The 17,413-nt window shown below is 69.1% G+C and carries 17 protein-coding genes; 3 read left to right on the top strand and 14 right to left on the bottom strand.

The window, feature by feature from the left end; translation table 11 throughout:
• Position 1: 1 nt before the first annotated feature.
• A complete protein-coding gene (locus tag AB5J62_RS16450; RefSeq protein ID WP_370949086.1) occupies positions 2-997 on the bottom strand; it encodes a Gfo/Idh/MocA family protein in 996 nt (331 codons plus the stop codon).
• Between the two features lie 120 nt (positions 998-1,117).
• Entirely contained in the window at positions 1,118-1,912 is a 795-nt protein-coding gene (locus AB5J62_RS16445) for an IclR family transcriptional regulator (RefSeq protein WP_370949085.1), read from the bottom strand.
• Between the two features lie 119 nt (positions 1,913-2,031).
• Here AB5J62_RS16445 and AB5J62_RS16440 point away from each other — a divergent pair, with 119 nt between their 5' ends.
• A complete protein-coding gene (locus tag AB5J62_RS16440; protein ID WP_370949084.1) occupies positions 2,032-3,435 on the top strand; it encodes a YibE/F family protein in 1,404 nt (467 codons plus the stop codon).
• 242 nt (positions 3,436-3,677) lie between these two features.
• Here AB5J62_RS16440 and AB5J62_RS16435 read toward each other — a convergent pair whose 3' ends face one another.
• Both AB5J62_RS16435 and AB5J62_RS16430 read right to left on the bottom strand, forming a co-directional pair.
• Complete coding sequence (locus tag AB5J62_RS16435) at positions 3,678-4,316, bottom strand: hypothetical protein (RefSeq protein WP_370949083.1); 639 nt, start codon at positions 4,314-4,316, stop codon at positions 3,678-3,680.
• Positions 4,313-4,888, bottom strand: coding sequence for an MBL fold metallo-hydrolase (locus tag AB5J62_RS16430; protein ID WP_370949082.1), 576 nt, complete (start codon positions 4,886-4,888; stop codon positions 4,313-4,315). The genes AB5J62_RS16435 and AB5J62_RS16430 overlap by 4 nt, the downstream gene beginning before the upstream one ends.
• Before the next feature lie 145 nt (positions 4,889-5,033).
• Between AB5J62_RS16430 and AB5J62_RS16425 the strand changes: the two genes are divergently transcribed.
• On the top strand, positions 5,034-5,891 hold the full coding sequence (locus AB5J62_RS16425) for a peptidylprolyl isomerase (protein ID WP_370949081.1): 858 nt from the start codon (positions 5,034-5,036) through the stop codon (positions 5,889-5,891).
• 410 nt (positions 5,892-6,301) lie between these two features.
• Here AB5J62_RS16425 and AB5J62_RS16420 read toward each other — a convergent pair whose 3' ends face one another.
• The 9 genes from AB5J62_RS16420 to ruvC all read right to left on the bottom strand — a co-directional run bounded on the left by AB5J62_RS16420 (position 6,302) and on the right by ruvC (position 15,833).
• On the bottom strand, positions 6,302-7,081 hold the full coding sequence (locus AB5J62_RS16420) for an enoyl-CoA hydratase/isomerase family protein (protein ID WP_370949080.1): 780 nt from the start codon (positions 7,079-7,081) through the stop codon (positions 6,302-6,304).
• Positions 7,078-9,381, bottom strand: a complete 2,304-nt coding sequence (locus AB5J62_RS16415; RefSeq protein WP_370949079.1) for a bifunctional (p)ppGpp synthetase/guanosine-3',5'-bis(diphosphate) 3'-pyrophosphohydrolase — start codon at positions 9,379-9,381, stop codon at positions 7,078-7,080. The genes AB5J62_RS16420 and AB5J62_RS16415 overlap by 4 nt, the downstream gene beginning before the upstream one ends.
• A gap of 76 nt (positions 9,382-9,457) precedes the next feature.
• Complete coding sequence (locus AB5J62_RS16410; RefSeq protein WP_370949078.1) at positions 9,458-9,976, bottom strand: adenine phosphoribosyltransferase; 519 nt, start codon at positions 9,974-9,976, stop codon at positions 9,458-9,460.
• A 2-nt stretch (positions 9,977-9,978) separates the two neighbouring features.
• Positions 9,979-11,175, bottom strand: a complete 1,197-nt coding sequence (secF, locus tag AB5J62_RS16405; RefSeq protein ID WP_370949077.1) for a protein translocase subunit SecF — start codon at positions 11,173-11,175, stop codon at positions 9,979-9,981.
• A 1-nt stretch (position 11,176) separates the two neighbouring features.
• On the bottom strand, positions 11,177-12,961 hold the full coding sequence (gene secD, locus AB5J62_RS16400; RefSeq protein ID WP_370949076.1) for a protein translocase subunit SecD: 1,785 nt from the start codon (positions 12,959-12,961) through the stop codon (positions 11,177-11,179).
• 178 nt (positions 12,962-13,139) lie between these two features.
• Positions 13,140-13,526, bottom strand: coding sequence for a preprotein translocase subunit YajC (gene yajC, locus AB5J62_RS16395; protein WP_370949075.1), 387 nt, complete (start codon positions 13,524-13,526; stop codon positions 13,140-13,142).
• A gap of 76 nt (positions 13,527-13,602) precedes the next feature.
• A complete protein-coding gene (ruvB, locus tag AB5J62_RS16390) occupies positions 13,603-14,661 on the bottom strand; it encodes a Holliday junction branch migration DNA helicase RuvB (protein ID WP_370949074.1) in 1,059 nt (352 codons plus the stop codon).
• A gap of 9 nt (positions 14,662-14,670) precedes the next feature.
• Positions 14,671-15,264, bottom strand: a complete 594-nt coding sequence (gene ruvA / locus AB5J62_RS16385; RefSeq protein ID WP_370949073.1) for a Holliday junction branch migration protein RuvA — start codon at positions 15,262-15,264, stop codon at positions 14,671-14,673.
• Positions 15,261-15,833 carry a crossover junction endodeoxyribonuclease RuvC gene (ruvC, locus tag AB5J62_RS16380; RefSeq protein WP_370949072.1) on the bottom strand — a complete coding sequence of 191 codons (573 nt, stop codon included), beginning with the start codon at positions 15,831-15,833 and terminating at the stop codon, positions 15,261-15,263. The genes ruvA and ruvC overlap by 4 nt, the downstream gene beginning before the upstream one ends.
• 73 nt (positions 15,834-15,906) lie before the next feature.
• On the opposite strand from ruvC, the gene AB5J62_RS16375 reads away from it, so the two are divergent.
• On the top strand, positions 15,907-16,293 hold the full coding sequence (locus AB5J62_RS16375) for a cupin domain-containing protein (RefSeq protein ID WP_370950277.1): 387 nt from the start codon (positions 15,907-15,909) through the stop codon (positions 16,291-16,293).
• A gap of 569 nt (positions 16,294-16,862) precedes the next feature.
• Here AB5J62_RS16375 and AB5J62_RS16370 read toward each other — a convergent pair.
• Entirely contained in the window at positions 16,863-17,387 is a 525-nt protein-coding gene (locus AB5J62_RS16370; RefSeq protein ID WP_370949071.1) for a DUF4262 domain-containing protein, read from the bottom strand.
• Positions 17,388-17,413: the final 26 nt, after the last annotated feature.

Below are 17,413 nucleotides of genomic sequence, written 5' to 3'. Positions count from 1 at the left end.
TTCATCCCATCAAACCTCTGGCGAGATTCGCGATCCGCTCGCTCAGCGCGAGCGCCGCCAGCCCGTCGGCGAGATCCGGCGTCGGCTCGGCGCGCACCCCGGTGATCAGCTCGACGAAACGCTCCAGCTGCAAGTCGAAACAACGCGTGCGGTGATCGGGCTCGAATTCGACGCGCTCGGCTCCGTCGGCGGTGATCAGGTCGAGCACGAAGCTGCCGGTGTCGAGCCTGGCGTGCCCGCGATCGCCGACCACGCTCAGCTCCGCGTGCGGGAAAGCGCTTGCCAGCCAGCCGAACTCGGCCAGCACGACCGTCCCTTTAGGATAGACGAGCCGGGCGCCGCAGACGTTCGGCTGACCGAGGCCCGAGCGGGTGGGGAACGCCCAGGTGTCCTCGACCGCGCGCGGGCCGCCGTCGAACAGGTACGCCAGCCAGTCGAACACGTGCGAACCCTCGTGCAGCACCGGCATGCCGTGCCCGAGCGCGGTCTCGATCCGTTCCGTGTGCTTCGGATCGGCGCGGTCACGCAGTTCGCCGTAGATGTGGGCGCGCACGAGCAGCGCGTCGCCGAGCCTGCCGCGCGTGATCCAGTCACGCAGCACCGCGAGCGCCGGATCGTGCCGGTACGCGAGCCCGGTCTGCACCCGTGACCGGAACTCCGTCGGCAGCGCGGACAACGGCCGCGCGGCGCGGCTGGTGGTCGCCAGCACCTGGCCGGTGAGCACGCACCGTCCACTTCGGACAAGCCGGTCGAGCAGCGCCGGGGTCACCCACGGCGGCGTGGCCAGAATGAACCCGTCGACCGCCGGATCGTCGAGGAACGGCGTCACATCGCTGAACGCGGGCGCGCGAACGCGCTCCTGCGCGAGCGCCCGCCGCCGGTCCACCGGATCGACCAGGCCTGCCACCCGGACCGACGGATGCCGAAGCAACGCGGGCAGATGCGCGGTCAGCGCCGTCTCGCCCAAACCCACCAGCACGATCCCCGCCCGGCTCATCCCCGCTCCCTCCCTCGCCCGTCCCCCGACGGGCCTGGTGAGGAGGTGTCGCGAAGATCCGCCGCACCCCATTTCGAAGATAACTTCTCGGCGGCGGCCGCGCTAGAACCTGTTCCCGCCTCAGCAGCCGAGCTTGGCGGAAATCTGCTTCGCCTGGCGCACAACGAGATCGGCGGCGATGCCGAGCCTGGCGCCGGCGAGCTCGCGGGTGAACCCGGTGACCCCGACCGAACCGGCGACGCGGCCGTCCGCGTCGAAGAACGGTGCCGCCAAACAGGCGACATCCGCTTCGTCTTCTTCGTCCTCCATGGCGTAGCCCAATTGCCGCACCTTGGCGAGCTGCGAGCGGAAAACCCCCAGCGCGTGGCCGTACGGCGGGTCCGGCACCGCGGCGCCGAGCAGCGGTTCGAGCTGCGCGTCCGGCAGATGCGCGGCGATCGCCCTGCCGAGCGCGGTGGAAGTGAACGGCACCACCTTGCCGGGATAGGTGTCGAACTGGATGAAACCGGGACTCGTCGCCTTCGCGACATAGACCACCGAAGCGCCGTTCAGCACACCGACATGAGCGGGCATGCGCAGTTTGTCCGCCAACAGGCGTAATTGCGGTTCGGCAACTTCGGATAAATCCTCCTGCCGGATCAAGGGTGACGCGAGTTCGTACAACCGCAAAGTCACCCGCCAGAAATGGCTCCTGCCGACGACCAGCCTGCTCGCGTAGCCCCGCTTTTCGAGTGTGTAAACGATCGACGCACAGGTGGCGAGCGGGATGTTGGTGGTGCGCGCGAGCGCGGTCAGCGTCAGTCCCTCTTCCGTTCCCACCAGCGTCTCCAGCACCGTGAGCGCCCGATCGACGGCGGGCGAGGCCGGGCGGGCCGCGGCGACGGGCACCCCCGCCTCACTGGATTCGTGCGCCACCGATCTCCCCCGATCGTCGCTTTCCCGAATTCCAGTATGGCCCAGCCCGCGTCACCCCCGCGCGCGAAAGACCGCCCCCCGGGCAAAGGGCTCGTGCGGCTTTTGTGCACGATGTGCGCGTGGACCGTCATTCCAGCGCCGATGAGGGCGACAACGAGGTCACCGGCCCGATTCGCCGGATAACCGACACGCCGTCCCGTCCGGTCCGGCGACGGCCACCGCCCGAACGCCAGGCCGACCGGCCCCGCCGCCCCGCCGCGCGCCCGAAACCGGCTGAACCGGCCGAGCCCGTCGAGTCTCCGGTGACCGGGCATGGCCACGGTCACGGTCATGGGCACGGCCCGGCCGCCCCGGCGTCACGCCGCGTCCGCCTCCTGCTGATCTGGCTGCTCGCCCCGCTCGCCGCCGCGACGGTGCTCGGCATGATCGTGCTGTACCCGTGGGGCAAGGCGGCGCCGACGAGTGTCGTCCCGCAGGGCACCCCGGTGCACGGCACCATCACCACCACGGTCACCGGCCCGTGCCTCGGCCAGGGCGAGGTCCAGGTCGGCGCGCCCAAACCGGACGCCAAGCCATGCCTGACGGTCGAGCTGAAGCTGACCGACGGCCAGTCGAGCGGCCAGCCGCTCAAGCTGACCGTGCCGATCGAGCCGAGCACACCGCGGTTCAGCACGGGCGACGCGATCGTGTTGTCCTACAACGGCGGCAAGGCCGACGACCCGTCCGCGTACCAGATCGTCGACTTCCAGCGCGGGCTTCCCTTGGCACTGCTGGCCGGCCTCTTCGCGGTCGCCGTGATCGTGCTCGGCCGCTGGCAGGGCGTCGCGGCACTCGTCGCGCTCGGCCTGAGTTTCCTCGTGCTGGCGTTGTTCGTGCTGCCCGCGATCCTCGCCGGTGAGAGTCCGCTGCTGGTCGCGATCGTCGGCGCCGGGGTGATCATGTTCATCGCCCTCTATCTGACACACGGCCTGTCGGCGAGAACCTCGGTGGCCGTGCTGGGCACACTCGTCAGCCTGGCGCTGATCGGCGTGCTGTCGGCCGTGTTCTCCGCGGCCGCGTCGCTGACCGGGCTCGACGACAACACGTCCAACCTCATCGGCTCACTCGGCCACGGCATCGACGCCCGCGGTCTGCTCCTCGCCGGCGTCGTGATCGGCGCGCTCGGTGTCCTCGACGACGTGACGGTCACGCAGACCAGTTCCGTCTGGGAGCTGCGCCGCGCGAACCCGGCGCTGAGCTGGCGCGAGCTGTACGGCGCCGGCCTGCGCATCGGCCGCGACCACGTCGGCTCGGCCGTCAACACACTGGTCATGGCCTACGCGGGCGCCGCGCTCCCGGTGCTGCTGTACTCGTCGCTCTCGGGCATCGGCCTCGGCGCGATCCTCGGCTCGGAAGACATCGCGCAGGAGATCGTCCGGACGCTGGCGGGCAGCGTCGGCATCGTCGCGGCCGTCCCCGTGACGACGATCCTGGCCGCCCTGATCGCCTCCCGCGAGCCCGTCGAAGACCTCGTGAGCGTTTAGACCGGTTAGAACCGGCCGGAACGCTCACGACCCTGTCGCGCCGATCGGCCCGAGCGAGTGGCACCTCTGCTGCATCCAACGCAGCAAAGTCACCATTCGCTCTCTTCGGCTGACGCGAGGGCCCCGAGTGACCACTGCCGACCGAAGGCGCCTCGCCGCGCAGACCATCCGGGAGTCACCCCGCCCCCTGGGGTCGTGAGTGTTCCGGCCGGTTAGAACCGGCCGGAACACTCACGACCAGGTCAGTCGAGGGTCGCGACGAAGCGGCTGACCGCTTCCATGGTGAACCGCTGCGCGATCTTGCCCGAGGGCGCGGCCGACGCGAGCCGGTACAGCGGGCGGTCGCCGAGGCCGTCGCCGCGTGCCTCGGACTTGAGCTGGGACACCAGCAGCTCCGAGAACACGAGCCCGTTCGCCTCGACGTTGTTGACCACCGCGTCGGCGAGCCTGCGCAGCTGCAGGATGCCGAGTTCGCGGCCGCCCGTGCCGGCGTACAGGGCCAGGTCGATCTTCACGGTCTTGCGCCGCTGGCCCGCGTTGATCAGCAGGGCGACCGTGCGGGTGCCGCGGATGTCGGTGACCAGCAGGTCGATGCGCTCGGCGGCGACCAGGTCGACGCGGCGGATGCCCCAGGTGCGGACGAGCACGACGGTGCCTTCGAGCCAGAGGCGCCTGCGCAGGTTGAACAGGACGATGTAGAGCAGCGCCAACCCGGCGACGGCGGCCGTGACCAGACCGGCGACGCGGCCGCCGATCAGGCCCGCGATGCCGCCGAACGCGGCGGCGAAGACGAGCACGCCGATCATCCCCGACCAGGTGCGGCGGCGGCTCAGCGCGGGGTCGTCGTGGTAGAGCGGGAGCCGTTCGGGCTCGTTGGTCATCGGGTCACTTCTCCGAGGTACGGGTTGGCGGTGCGCTCGGCGCGGATCGTGGTCGCCGGGCCGTGGCCGGGCAGCAGGACGGTGTCACCCGGCAGGGTCATCACTTTGGCACGCAAGGAGTTCCGGAGTTCTTCGGCGTCGCCGCGCCCGACCGACCCGGCGAACACCGTGTCGCCGGTCAGCGCCAGCTTCCCGCCCTCGCCGCTCTCCAGCCGCAGCACCACCGAGCCCGGCGTGTGCCCGGGGGTGTGGTCGACGGCGATCGCCAAGCCTGCGACGGTCAGCGTCCCGGCTTCGAGCGGGGTGAAGTCCAGCGGCTCCGGCGGCAGGTCACGGTCGGCCTCGTGCAGCCAGACGGGCACGCTGAACGCGGCCGCCGAGGTCACATGATCGAAGTGGCCGTGCGTGAGGAGCACGCCGTCCGGGGTCAGCCGGTGCTGCCTGAGCGCGGCCGTGATCGGCTCCAGCGCGTCCTGGCCGGGGTCGACGATCACGCAGCCTGCGCCCGCGGAGGTCGCGAGCAGGTAACAATTGGCCGCGAGCGGTCCACACGCGAACCCCACGACGAGCACGAATCCTCCCTCTGACCGGGCATGAATCCCCATTTCAGGCGATTTCGGCCAGCCTAGCCAACCCTGTACTCCGGCCTTACAGGCTGTGCCCATACACTGCCGCTACCCCAGGCGTGTGACACCTAGTGGAACCGGGAGGACGCGGGTGGCGACCAACCAGCAGCGCCGTGAGGCCGCGAAGCGCAAGCTCGAAAGGCAGCTTGTGCACAGGGCCGAGCGTGCGAAGCGGCGCAGGAACGTCGGTATTGGCGTGACGATCGGTGCCGTGATCGCGGTCGCCGGCGCCATTTGGTTGATCGTCGCGACCAACGGCAGCGACTCGACCGACACGCAGGCATCGGCGACTCCGACCAAGCCGCCGGAGATCAAGATCCCGACGCAGCGCGCCGAGCCCGTCAAGCGGCCGACCGCGCTGGCGAACCCGACCTCGTGCGAGTTCAAGGCCGAGGCCGACCGCCCCGCGTCGAAGCCCGCCAAGGCGCCCGCGAACGGCAACTTCGCCTCGACCGGCACGGTCAACGCGACGCTGAAGTCCACCGCCGGTGACATCAAGATCACCCTGGACCGCTCGCTCGCCCCGTGCACCGTCGAGAGCTTCGTCAGCCTCGCCAAGCAGGGCTACTTCACCGACACCGAGTGCCACCGGCTGTCCACCGAAGGCCTGCAGATGTTGCAGTGCGGTGACCCGACGGCCAAGGGCACCGGCGGACCCGGCTACTCGTTCAAGGACGAGACCTTCCCCGAGCTGAAGTACGGCCGCGGCGTGCTCGCGATGGCCAACAGCGGCCCCGACACCAACGGCAGCCAGTTCTTCATGGTCTACGGCGACGCCCAGCTCCCGCCGAACTACACGGTCTTCGGCACGATCTCCGACGAGGGCCTCCAGGTGCTCGACAAGGTCGCCAGGGCTGGCATCGACCCGGCCTCCGCCGCGACGAGCCAGGACGGCACCGGCAAGCCGGTCACCCCGGTCAAGTTCACCGCGGTGAGCGTCGAAGGCTGACCCACGCACCACGCAGAAGGGCCCCGCCGGGCGGTTGACGGCGGGGCCCTTCCTTGTGGTCGCGCTGGCGTCGTGAGTGGTACGGCCGGTTCTAACCGGCCTAAACACTCACGACCCCAGTCGTGGGACCGGAGCACACGTGACAAGGGCCGCCCTTGTAACGCTCTGGGTGACAAGGGCCGCCCTTGTCACCCAGCACGGGCCTGGCGAGCGGAAACCCGCCTCAAAACCCACTCGCCCACCGTGACAAAAGCCCCATCCATGCCATGCCAACCGAGCCCACGCCTAGGTCGCGCGCGTTGGCCCACCCCGCGAAAGCCGAGATTGGGGCGTTGGGTGTCCAGGTTCGAGGCTTTCGCGAGCACGCATGGGTCGTGAGTGGTACGGCCGGTTCTAACCGGTCTAAACACTCACGAGTACTTGAAGCGGGGTGCTCGCCTGGTCAGGAAGGCGTCGACGCCCTCGGCGTAGTCCTCGCCGTGGAGGGCGTCCAGGCGCAGCTGGTCGACCTCAGCGTCCGGTTCGACCTGCCCGGCCAAGATCTTCTCGATGATGCGGTTCATGCCCCTGATGGACGTCTGAGACCGCGAACAGAGGGTCTCCACGAAACGCGCCACGGCGTCGTCGAGCTCCGCGGGCGCGAAGACGTCGTTGAGCAAGCCGATCTCGCGGGCGCGCGCGGACGTGATCAGCTCGCCGGACAGCAGGAAATACCGCGCGTGGGCGGGGCCGATGAGCGAGACGAGCTGGCGGGTCGAGACGAAGTCGTAGACGATGCCGAGTTTCGCCGGGGTGATGCCGAAGCGGGAACCCTCGGCGGCGAAGCGGAAGTCGCAGGCGACCGAGATCTGGCAGCCGCCGCCGATGCAGTTGCCGCGGATCTTCGCGATGCTCGGCTTGCGCATGCCGGTCAGCGCGCGCACGGCCGCCTCGATGGCCTTGTCGTAGACGGCCGCGCCTTCCGCGTTGGAGCGGAGCTCGCCGAACTCGCTGATGTCGGCGCCCGCCGAGAAGTCGTCGCCGGCGCCGGTCAGCACGAGCACCTTGACCGACGGGTCGGCTTCGACGCCCGCGATGATCTCCGGGAGCGCGGACCACATCACGTGCGTGATCGCGTTCTTCTTCGACGGCCTGGCGAACGTCAGCCGCGCGACGGCGCCTTCACGGGCGAACTCGAACCCTTCAGTCATGACGCCGAGGTCACCCGGTACACGTCATAGACGCCTTCCACGCTGCGGACCACCTTCAGCACGTGACCCAAATGCTTGGGATCGCCCATTTCGAACGTGAACCGCGAGACCGCGACCCGGTCGCGCGAAGTCGTCACCGACGCCGAGAGGATGTTGACCTTCTCGTCGGCGAGCACCTTCGTGACGTCCGACAGCAGCCGGTGCCGGTCCAGCGCCTCGACCTGGATCGCCACCAGGAACACCGACGACGCCGACGGCGCCCATTCGACCTCGACCAGCCGCTCGGGCTGGGCGTGCAGGTCCTCGGCGTTCGTGCAGTCCGTGCGGTGCACCGAAACGCCGCCGCCGCGCGTCACGAAGCCCAGGATCTCGTCGCCGGGCACCGGGGTGCAGCAGCGGGCCAGCTTGGCCCAGATGTCCGTGGTGCCCTTGACGACCACGCCGACGTCGTTGGAGCCGCGTCGACGGGTCACGGTGGACGGTGTCGCCCGCGCGGCGAGTTCCTCTTCGGCCTCGTCGACGCCGCCGATCAGCGCGACCAACCGCGAAACCACGTGCTTGGCGCTGGTGTGGCCCTCGCCGACGGCCGCGTAGAGCGAGCTGATGTCGCCGTGGCGCAGCTCGGTGGCCACCATGCCCATCGACTCGGCCGAGACCAGGCGCTGGATCGGGAGGCCGACCTTGCGGACCTCCTTGGTGATCAGCTCCTTGCCTGCCTCGATGGCCTCGTCGCGGCGTTCCTTCGCGAACCACTGCCGGATCTTGGCGCGTGCCTTCGGCGAACCGGCGAAGGAGAGCCAGTCGCGGGACGGGCCAGCGGTCTCCGCCTTGGACGTGAAGATCTCGACGACCTCGCCGTTTTCGAGCTTGCGCTCCAGCGCGACGAGACGGCCGTTGACGCGCGCGCCGATGCAGCGGTGGCCGACCTCGGTGTGCACGGCGTAGGCGAAGTCGACCGGGGTCGACTCGACGGGCAGCGTGATCACGTCGCCCTTGGGCGTGAACACGAAGATCTCGCGCGCGGCGAGCTCGTAGCGCAGCGATTCGAGGAAGTCGCCGGGGTCGGCGGCTTCCCGCTGCCAGTCGAGCAGCTGCCGCATCCACGCCATCTCGTCGACATCGACGGCGTTGGCGTTGTTGTGGGTGCCCTTGGTCTCCTTGTACCGCCAGTGCGCGGCGATGCCGTACTCGGCGGTCCGGTGCATCTCGTAGGTCCGGATCTGGACCTCGAGCGGCTTGCCGTCCGGCCCGATCACCGTGGTGTGCAGCGACTGGTAGACGCCGAAGCGGGGCTGCGCGATGTAGTCCTTGAACCGGCCGGGCACCGGCTGCCACAGCGCGTGCACGACACCCATGGCGGCGTAGCAGTCGCGGACGTCCTCGACCAGGATCCGCACGCCGACCAGGTCGTGGATGTCGTCGAGGTCGCGGCCGCGGACGATCATCTTCTGGTGGATCGAGTAGTAGTGCTTGGGCCTGCCTTCGACCTTCGCGGTGATCCGCGAGCCTTCGAGGTTGGCCGTCAGGTCGGTGATGACCGAGCGCAGGTAGATGTCGCGTGACGGCGCGCGGTCGGCGACCAGCCGCACGATCTCGTCGTACTTCTTGGGCTGCAGGATGGCGAACGCCAGGTCCTCCAGCTCCCATTTGACCGTGGCCATGCCGAGCCGGTGCGCCAGCGGCGCGAGCACCTCGAGGGTCTCGCGGGCCTTGCGCGCCTGCTTCTCGGGCGGCAGGAAGCGCATGGTGCGCATGTTGTGCAGCCGGTCGGCCAGCTTGATGACCAGCACGCGCGGGTCGCGGGCCATGGCGATGACCATCTTGCGGATGGTCTCGGCCTCGGCCGCGGTGCCCAGCTTGACCTTGTCGAGCTTGGTGACGCCGTCGACGAGCTCGCCGACCTTGTCGCCGAACTCGGACTTCAGGCTGTCCAGCGAGTAGCCGGTGTCCTCGACGGTGTCGTGCAGCAGTGCCGCGACGAGCGTCGTGGTGTCCATGCCCAGGTCGGCGAGGATGGTCGCGACCGCGAGCGGGTGCGTGATGTACGGGTCGCCGGACTTGCGGCGCTGCTCGCGGTGCAGCTCCTCGGCGACGTCGTAGGCCCGCTGGAGCAGCGCGAGGTCGGCGTTCGGGTGCAGCTCGCGGTGCACCACGGCGAGCGGTTCGAGCACCTGCTTGACCGAGGCGGGCCGCTGCGCGGTGATCCGCCTCGCGAGCCTGGCCCTGACCCGCCGGGTGGCCGACGGCGTCGGAGCGGCGCCGTTCTGGGCGGGCACTACGGAATCGAGCTCTTGGCTCACCCGCACCTCCTGCTGCATGGGGCTCTGAGCGTCAAGGGTAACGCCCAGCTACGACAAAGCGTCGAAGCGCCCAGGTTCAGCAGGCCTGAAGTGCGTGTACTCCGTTACCTTCGAGTACCGCCCGGCCACCGAGCGCGGTCAGCTCCATCACGACCGACACGCCCTCGACGGTCGCCCCGGCGTCGCGGAGCAGCTTGCACGCCGCGGCGGCCGTGCCGCCCGTCGCGAGCACGTCGTCCATCACCACAACGCGCTGGCCCGGTGAAACGATCCCCTCGGGCAGTTCGACGGACGCCGTGCCGTACTCGAGCTCGTAGTCGACACGCCCCGCGACCCTCGGCAGCTTGCCCGGCTTGCGCACGAGCACCACGCCGATGCCGCGGGCGTACCCGACGGCGGCGGCGAGCAGGAAACCACGTGCCTCGACACCCGCGATCAGGTCGACCTCGGGGCCGACCGTCTCCGCCAAAGCGCCGACCACCGCGGCGAAGGCCGCGGGGTCGGCGAACAGTGGGGTGAGATCGCGGAAGAGCACGCCGGGCTCGGGAAAGTCCGGCACCTCGGCGATGACGCCGAGTGCCTTCTGCAGCTCCATCTTTACTTCTTGCGCTTCTGGTTCGGCTTGTTCTTCGGGATCCGGCCGGGCACGCTCGCCGCCGCCGCGTACGCCTTCTCCTTGCGGAGTTCGGCGGCCAAGGCGTCGTCGTCGCTCGCGTCGAAGTCGTCGGCGGCGGCCGGCTTGGCGGCCTTCGCGCGACGGGCCTCAACCCGGGCGGCCTGCTGCCGGTACTTCGGGTCACGCAGCTTCAGGTCGACCAGCAGCGGCGTGGCCAGCGCGACCGAGGACAGCACGCCGACGATGGTGCCGGTGAGCTGCACCAGTGCCAGGTCCTGCAGCGTGCCGGAGCCCAGCAAGATGGAGCCGACGATCAGCAGGCCGAGAATCGGCAGCATGGCGATGAACGCGGTGTTGAACGACCGCATCAGGGTCTGGTTCAGCGCCAGGTTGGCCGCCTCGGCGTACGTGCGGCGGGTGAGGCCGAGCAGGCCGCGCGTGTTTTCGCGGACCTTGTCGAACACCACCACGGTGTCGTACAGCGAGAAACCGAGAATCGTCAGCAGACCGATCACGGTCGCGGGCGAGACCTCGAAGCCGACCAGCGAGTACACGCCCGCGGTCACCACGATGTCGTGGATCAGCGAGATGAACGCGGCGGCCGCCATCCGGAGGTCGAAGTAGACCGCCAGGAAGATGACCACGGCCAGCAGGAAGATCCCGAGCGCCAGCAGCGCCTTCTCCGAGATCTCGCCACCCCACGACGCCGAGACGGCGCTGTCGGAGATGGCCTTCTCGCCTGCCTGGCCGGTGCTGTCGAGCGGAGCCAGCTGCTCGGCGATCGCCTTCTTGAGCTTGACGGTGTCGGCGTTCTCCAGGGTGCTGGTGCGGATCTGCAGCGTGGTGGCCGCGCCGGTGCCGACCTTCTGCACCTCGTCGGAGTCCTTGCCGAGCGTGCTCTTGAAGACCTCCTTCGCCTGGTCCTCGGTGATCGGACCGCGGGCGCCGGTGGCGGAGAACTGGATCTGGGTGCCGCCTTCGAAGTCGATCCCGAAGTTGAAGCCCTTGATCCCCATCGACAGGATGCAGCCGAGCACCAGCACGCCGAAGAACATGTACCAGCGCTTGCGCGCGCCGACGATGTCGAACGCGCCAGTGCCGACGTACAGCCGCTGGAAGATACTGCCCTTCTTGGCAGGCGCCTTGGTGGCGTCCGTGCCCAGGTCTTCAACGCCCACGTCAGGCCTCCTTCACGTTCGCGCCGGCGCCGACCGCGCCCACTTTGGGGCCGGTCGTCTTCACGTGCGAACCCACTTCCTGCACCGCGCCGAGCCCGAGGTTCTTCGGGTTCGACAGGAACTTCGACTTCGACTTCGAGATCATCGCGATCAACGGGTGCGTCACCAGGAACACGACCACCAGGTCGAGGACCGTGGACATACCCAGGGTGAACGCGAAGCCCTGGACGTCACCGACGGCGAAGATGTAGAGGATCGCCGCGGCCAGGAAGCTGACACCGTCGGACGCCAGGATCGTGCGCTTGGCACGGACCCAGCCTCGCGGCACGGCGGACCGGAAGCTCCGGCCTTCCCGGATCTCGTCTTTCAGCCGTTCGAAGTAGATGACGAACGAGTCGGCGGTGATACCGATCGAAATGATCAGACCCGCGATACCGGCCAGGTCGAGCGTGTACCCGATCCAGCGGCCGAGCAGCACGAGCACCGCGTAGACCAGCGAGAACGACAGCGCCAGCGAGAAGATCGTCAGCACACCCAGCAGCCGGTAGTAGAACAGGCAGTAGATGAAGACGATCAGCAGGCCGATGCCGCCCGCGATCAGACCGGCCTCGAGCGAAGCGAGGCCCAGCGTCGCGGACACGGTGGTCGCGTCGGAGGACTCGAACGACAACGGCAGGGAGCCGTACTTGAGGACGTCGGTGAGGTCCTTGGCGTCCTTCTGCGTGAACTGGCCGCTGATCTGGGTGTTGCCGTCCAGGATCGTGGCCTGGATGGTCGGCGCGGAGACGACCTTGGTGTCCAGCACGAACGCGGCGCGCTGCTGCAGGTTGTCCTTGGTGAAGTTGCCCCAGATCTTGGCGCCCTCGCTCTTGAAGCTGAGGTTGACGACCCAGCCACCACGCTGGTTGTCGAAGCCGAAGGTCGCGCCCGCGATCTCGGTGCCCGGCAGGAACTCCTTGTCCATCAGGAGCTTCTCGGTGCCCTTGACGTCACAGGTGACGAGCGGCAGGTCCGTGCGGTCGTTACCGACCAGCGGGTCTTCCTCGCCGGGGGCGCAGGTGATCGAGTTATAGGCGGCCTGCAGCGCGGCCTGCGTCTTGGGGTCGTCCGACTTGCCAGCGAGGTCCGGGTTCTGCCGGACCGCCTGCGCGGCCTGGATCTGCTTGGCCGTGTCCGCGTCCGTGTTGCCGCCGGGAGCCGGAGCGGGCGCGGGGGCGGGAGCCGACGGGCTGGGCGTCGGGGTCGGGCTGGGCTGCTGGGCCTGCGCACCGACGGCGCCACCACCACCACCACCAGGCTTCGAAGTCGGGGTCGCCTGCGACGACGGCGCGCCGCTCGACGGCGGCGGGGTCGCGGTGGCCGAACCGGACGGCGGCGGGGTCTGCGGCATACCGGGCGGCGTCACCTGCTGGGTCGTGATGACCTTGCGGAAGCCGAGCTTCGCGGTCTTGCCGAGCGTCTTCGCCTGGTCGCCACCCTGCTCACCGGGAACGGTGATGACGACGTTGTTGCCGTCGAGAAGTACTTCGGTGCCGCCGACGCCGATACCGTTGACGCGCTTCTCGATGATCTGGCGTGCCTGGTTGAGGGACTCTCGCGAGGGGACCCCACCGTCCGGCGTGCGCGCCGTCAGGGTGACCCGGGTGCCGCCCTGCAGGTCGATGCCAAGCTTGGGCTTGGGGCTGTGGTTACCGGTGAAGAACACCAGTGCGTACAGCACGACGACGATGCCGGCGAATAAGGCGAGATAGCGTCCCGGGCGGAGGTGCCCGGCCGGTGATGCCACGGTGCTTCGGTCTCCTCGAACTGAGGGTTTCCCCATGGATGGTGTGTGGTGCTACCGCTTCCACGCGCGAACAAGTGACGGCGGACACGCACGCAGCACCGAGACACTACTCGGTGCTGCGTGAGTCCGGCGTGACCCCCGCCCCCGACGAAAGTCGGGAGTTTCGGGAGCGCGGGTACTACTTCTTGCCGTGCTCAAGCGGCTCGGCGACCTGGGCGGTCGACTTCTGCTCCTCGATGCCCGCGGAGGACTCGATGATCGACGACTCCTCGGCGACGATCTCGTCCTCGGTCTCCTCGACCTCGGGCTGGACCTTCTCGCGGACGGCGAGCCGCAGCCACGTGGTGATGACGCCCGGCGCGATCTCGATGTCGATCGTGGTGTCGGAGCTGGCGTCCGCGACGGTGCCGTAGAGACCGGAGGTGGTCATCACGCGGTCACCGGGCTGGATGCTGTCCTGCAGGTCCTTCTGAGCCTGCTGCACCTTCTTCTGCTTGCGGGAACCCATGAAGAGGGTCGCGCCCAGCACGAGGACCAGAAGCAGGGGCAGCGCCAGATTGTTCATGATTCTCCGTTCGGCGGACGCGTATTGGGGGTGATACGTCCGGTTTTGGGGTATGTGCTCTTTCGAGTGTGCCAGGTTACGGCTGGTCAAACAGTCCCGGGTCGGGCAGTACGCGATCCGGGGGCTGCAGGCCGAGGTGCTCCCATGCCGCCGCGGTGGCGACGCGGCCACGCGGAGTGCGCGCGAGCATACCGGCGCGCACCAGGTAGGGCTCGCAGACCTCCTCCACCGTAGTCGGCTCCTCACCGACCGCGACGGCGAGCGTCGACACCCCGACCGGGCCGCCGCCGAACGACTTGACCAGCGCGCCGAGCACCGCCCGGTCGAGCCGGTCGAGGCCCAGCTCGTCGACGTCGTAGACCTCGAGCGCGGCGCGCACGACCTGCCTGGTGGCGACACCGTCCGCCCTTACCTCCGCGTAGTCGCGCACGCGGCGCAGCAGCCGGTTGGCGATACGGGGCGTGCCGCGGCTGCGCCGGGCGATCTCGGCGGAGCCGAGCGGGTCGATCTCGATGTCGAGGATGCGCGCGGCCCGCGTGACGACCTGGTCGAGCTCGTCGTCGGAGTAGAACTCCATCTGGCCGGTGAAGCCGAAGCGGTCGCGCAACGGGCCGGTCAGCGAGCCGGACCGGGTGGTCGCGCCGACCAGGGTGAACGGCGCGATCTCCAGCGGGATGCTGGTCGCGCCGGGGCCCTTGCCGACGACTACGTCGACCCGGAAGTCCTCCATCGCCAGGTACAGCATCTCCTCGGCCGGGCGGGCGATGCGGTGGATCTCGTCGATGAACAGCACGTCGCCGGGCGCCAGGTTGGACAGCATCGCGGCGAGGTCGCCCGCCCGTTCCAGCGCGGGGCCCGAGGTGATCCGCAGCGCGGCGCCCAGCTCGGCGGCGATGATCATGGCCATGCTCGTCTTGCCGAGGCCCGGCGGGCCGGACAGCAGCACGTGATCGGGCGGCACGCCGCGCCTGCGCGCGCTCTCCAGCACCAGTTCGAGCTGCTCGCGGACGCGGGGCTGGCCGATGAACTCGCCGAGTTTCTTCGGCCGCAGCGTGGTTTCCACGTCCTGCTCGCCGGTCTGCGCGAGCGCGGACAGCGTCTCGTCGTCCGGCTCGGCCATGGCTTCATACTCCACGCCGGGCGCCTACCGCTTCCGGCCGAGGGTCGCGAGCGCGGCACGCAGCACGGTCGAGGTGGTCGCGTCGGTCTGCTCGGAGAGCACCTTGTCGACGGTGAGCTCGGCCTGCTTGGCCGGGAAACCGAGGCCCGCCAACGCTTCCACCACTTCGGCGCGGATCGCCGACGGCGCGGCCGACGAGACGCCGTCGGCGCCGGGGATGGCGTTGACCTTGTCGCGCAGCTCGAGCGTGAGCCGCTCGGCGCCCTTGCGGCCGATCCCCGGCACCTGGGTGAGCACGGTGATGTTGCCTTCGACGAGCGCGGCGCGCAGCTTGTCCGGGTCGAGCACGGCGAGCGTCGCCAGCGCGAGCCTCGGCCCGATGCCGGACACGGTCTGCAGCAGGCCGAACAGCTCGCGCGCGTCGGCGTCGGCGAACCCGAAGAGGGTCAACGAGTCCTCGCGGACCACGAGCGCGGTGTGCAGCCTGGTCTCCTCGCCGCGGCGCAGCGTGGCGAGCGTCGACGGGGTGCACTGGACCGCGAGGCCCACTCCCCCGACCTCGATCACCACATGGTCGAGACTGACGGAGAGAACTTCGCCGCGTACTGAGGAAATCATCGCCTACCTGCCTGTTTCGCGGCCGCCGCCAGCCTTGCCTTGTGCACTTGCGCCATCTCTTTGGCCCGCGCCTCCGCCTCGGCGAGCCTGACCCGCATGGGCTCACGCCAAAGATGGCAGATGGCCAGCGCGAGCGCGTCGGCGGCGTCCGGCGGACCGAGGTTCTCGGTGATCTTCAGCAGCCGCATGACCATGCCGGTCACCTGAGCCTTGTCCGCGCGGCCGGACCCGGTGACCGCGGCCTTGACCTCACTCGGCGTATGGAACACCACCGGCAGGTTCCGCCGCGCGGCGGCCAGCGCGACCACACCGCCCGCCTGCGCGGTCCCCATCGCGGTACGCACGTTGTGCTGCGCGAACACCCGCTCGACGGCGACCGCCTCCGGCTTGTACAGGTCCATCCAGCGTTCGGCGGCGTCCGAGATGCCCATGAGCCGCTTCGCGAGATCCATGTCGGCGGGCGTGCGGATCACGTCGACCGCGACAGCACTGACCGACCGGCCGGTCCCGCCGTCGACGACGCCGAACCCGCACCTGGTCAGACCGGGGTCGACCCCGAATACCCGCACCGTTGGTTCCCTTCCCACGAACACCAGTTCGAGGAATCAGGCTACCGTTCACGCCGTGCCCTCAGCCGCAGACATGCCGACCCCGTCGGAGATCATCGAACACCTGGGCCTGGTCCCGCTCCCGGTCGAAGGCGGCCTCTACGTCCAAAGCCACCGCTCATCCGAGGCCTCGGCGATCTACTATCTGCTGGTGCCGCCCGCCGTCTCGGCCAGACATCGCTTGGACCGCCTCGAAATCTGGGCCTTCCACGGCGGGTCCCCGGTCGCCATGACCCTCGAATCCCCCGACGGCTCGCTCTCGCGCGTGGTGCTCGGCCTGGACGTCGCGGCCGGTCAGCGCCCCCAGGTCGTCGTGCCCGCCGGGACCTGGCAGTCGGCCTCGTCCTTGGGCGACTGGAGCCTCATGGGCACCTTCGTGGTCCCGCCCTACACCGACGACTCGATCGAGTTCTCAGCCTGAGGTGCCCTGAAAAGCCCGAAAGCCACTTTCGTCAGATCTGTTGAGCGGAAGTTCAAAGGTGGAGCCTTCATCCACGGTCGGCCTGGTGGGGGCCTCCCTCACCCGAGCCGAGTGGATGAGGGCCTCCCTCACCCGTATATACGGTCGAACTAGGCCCTCACCCACGCCCGACCACGACCCTGCCACGGACGGGACAGCCGAGCAGGGGTCGTGAGTGTTTTCGCCGGCTAGAACCCAATGCCGGGAAGTTAAGGATCGGGCGGGTTGGTCAAGTCCGCTGTCGGGCGGGTGTCGCGCAGGTCGGTTGAACGTTGCGAACGGGGAGTTTGTAACGCTGAGCGACACATGAGCCCCGTTCGAAACGTCCACACCCACCCAAAAAGCGGACAAATAGGATATCGCGGGCATGACTCTGCGGATTGAGTCCTGCGTGGACGGTGGCCGGCTTGCGATCGAGTCGTTGACGGTGGGTCCAGCCTGTCGCGAAATCCGAGTTTGGGCCATCCACTGGCCCAAACTCGGGTTTCGCGTGCTTACGCGTCGCTTGACAGTGCAAGCCAAGCCTGATCTCAGACGCCGTCGACGCCCGGGGTCCAGCTCTCGGGGCCCCCGGACTCGGTGAGCACCGGCTGCCAGTCGGCGAAGCCTTCCGGAGCCGACGGGCTCCACGGCCAGTGCCCGTCCGGCGTGGCGACGATCAGCTGCAAGGCCGGGAAGTCACCGTCGGGGTAGATCAGGAACGCGCTGCCGAAGAATTCGGGGTAATGCCCCTTGGCGACCCATTCGAAAGTGACCGAGACGCCTTCGAAGAAATCGACGTAGCGGCGGCCGGTCTCGAAGTCCTCACCTGCCGCGGCTCGGTCCACATAAGCGTCGAGCAGCACCGGGCCCATGTGCGCGGGCAGGCCGATGACGACGGCTTCGGGAACCTCGTGGAGCGCCCAGGCGCAGGCGGTGAAGCAGAAGCCGGCGCCGTCGTTGTCCTCAGGGACACTGATGACGGCGTTGCCCCGCTCCTTCGCCTGCGCCTCGATCCACTCGACGAGCTGGGAATCCTGCGCGGTGATGGAGTCGGTCGTCGTCACGGCGGCCATTCTGCCCCACGCTCTCGTTCATTCCC

This window comes from Amycolatopsis sp. cg5 (assembly GCF_041346955.1).
Classification (GTDB): Bacteria; Actinomycetota; Actinomycetes; order Mycobacteriales; family Pseudonocardiaceae; genus Amycolatopsis.
Note: the sequence above shows the minus strand (reverse complement) of the source record. Positions and strands in the feature narration are given on the sequence as shown.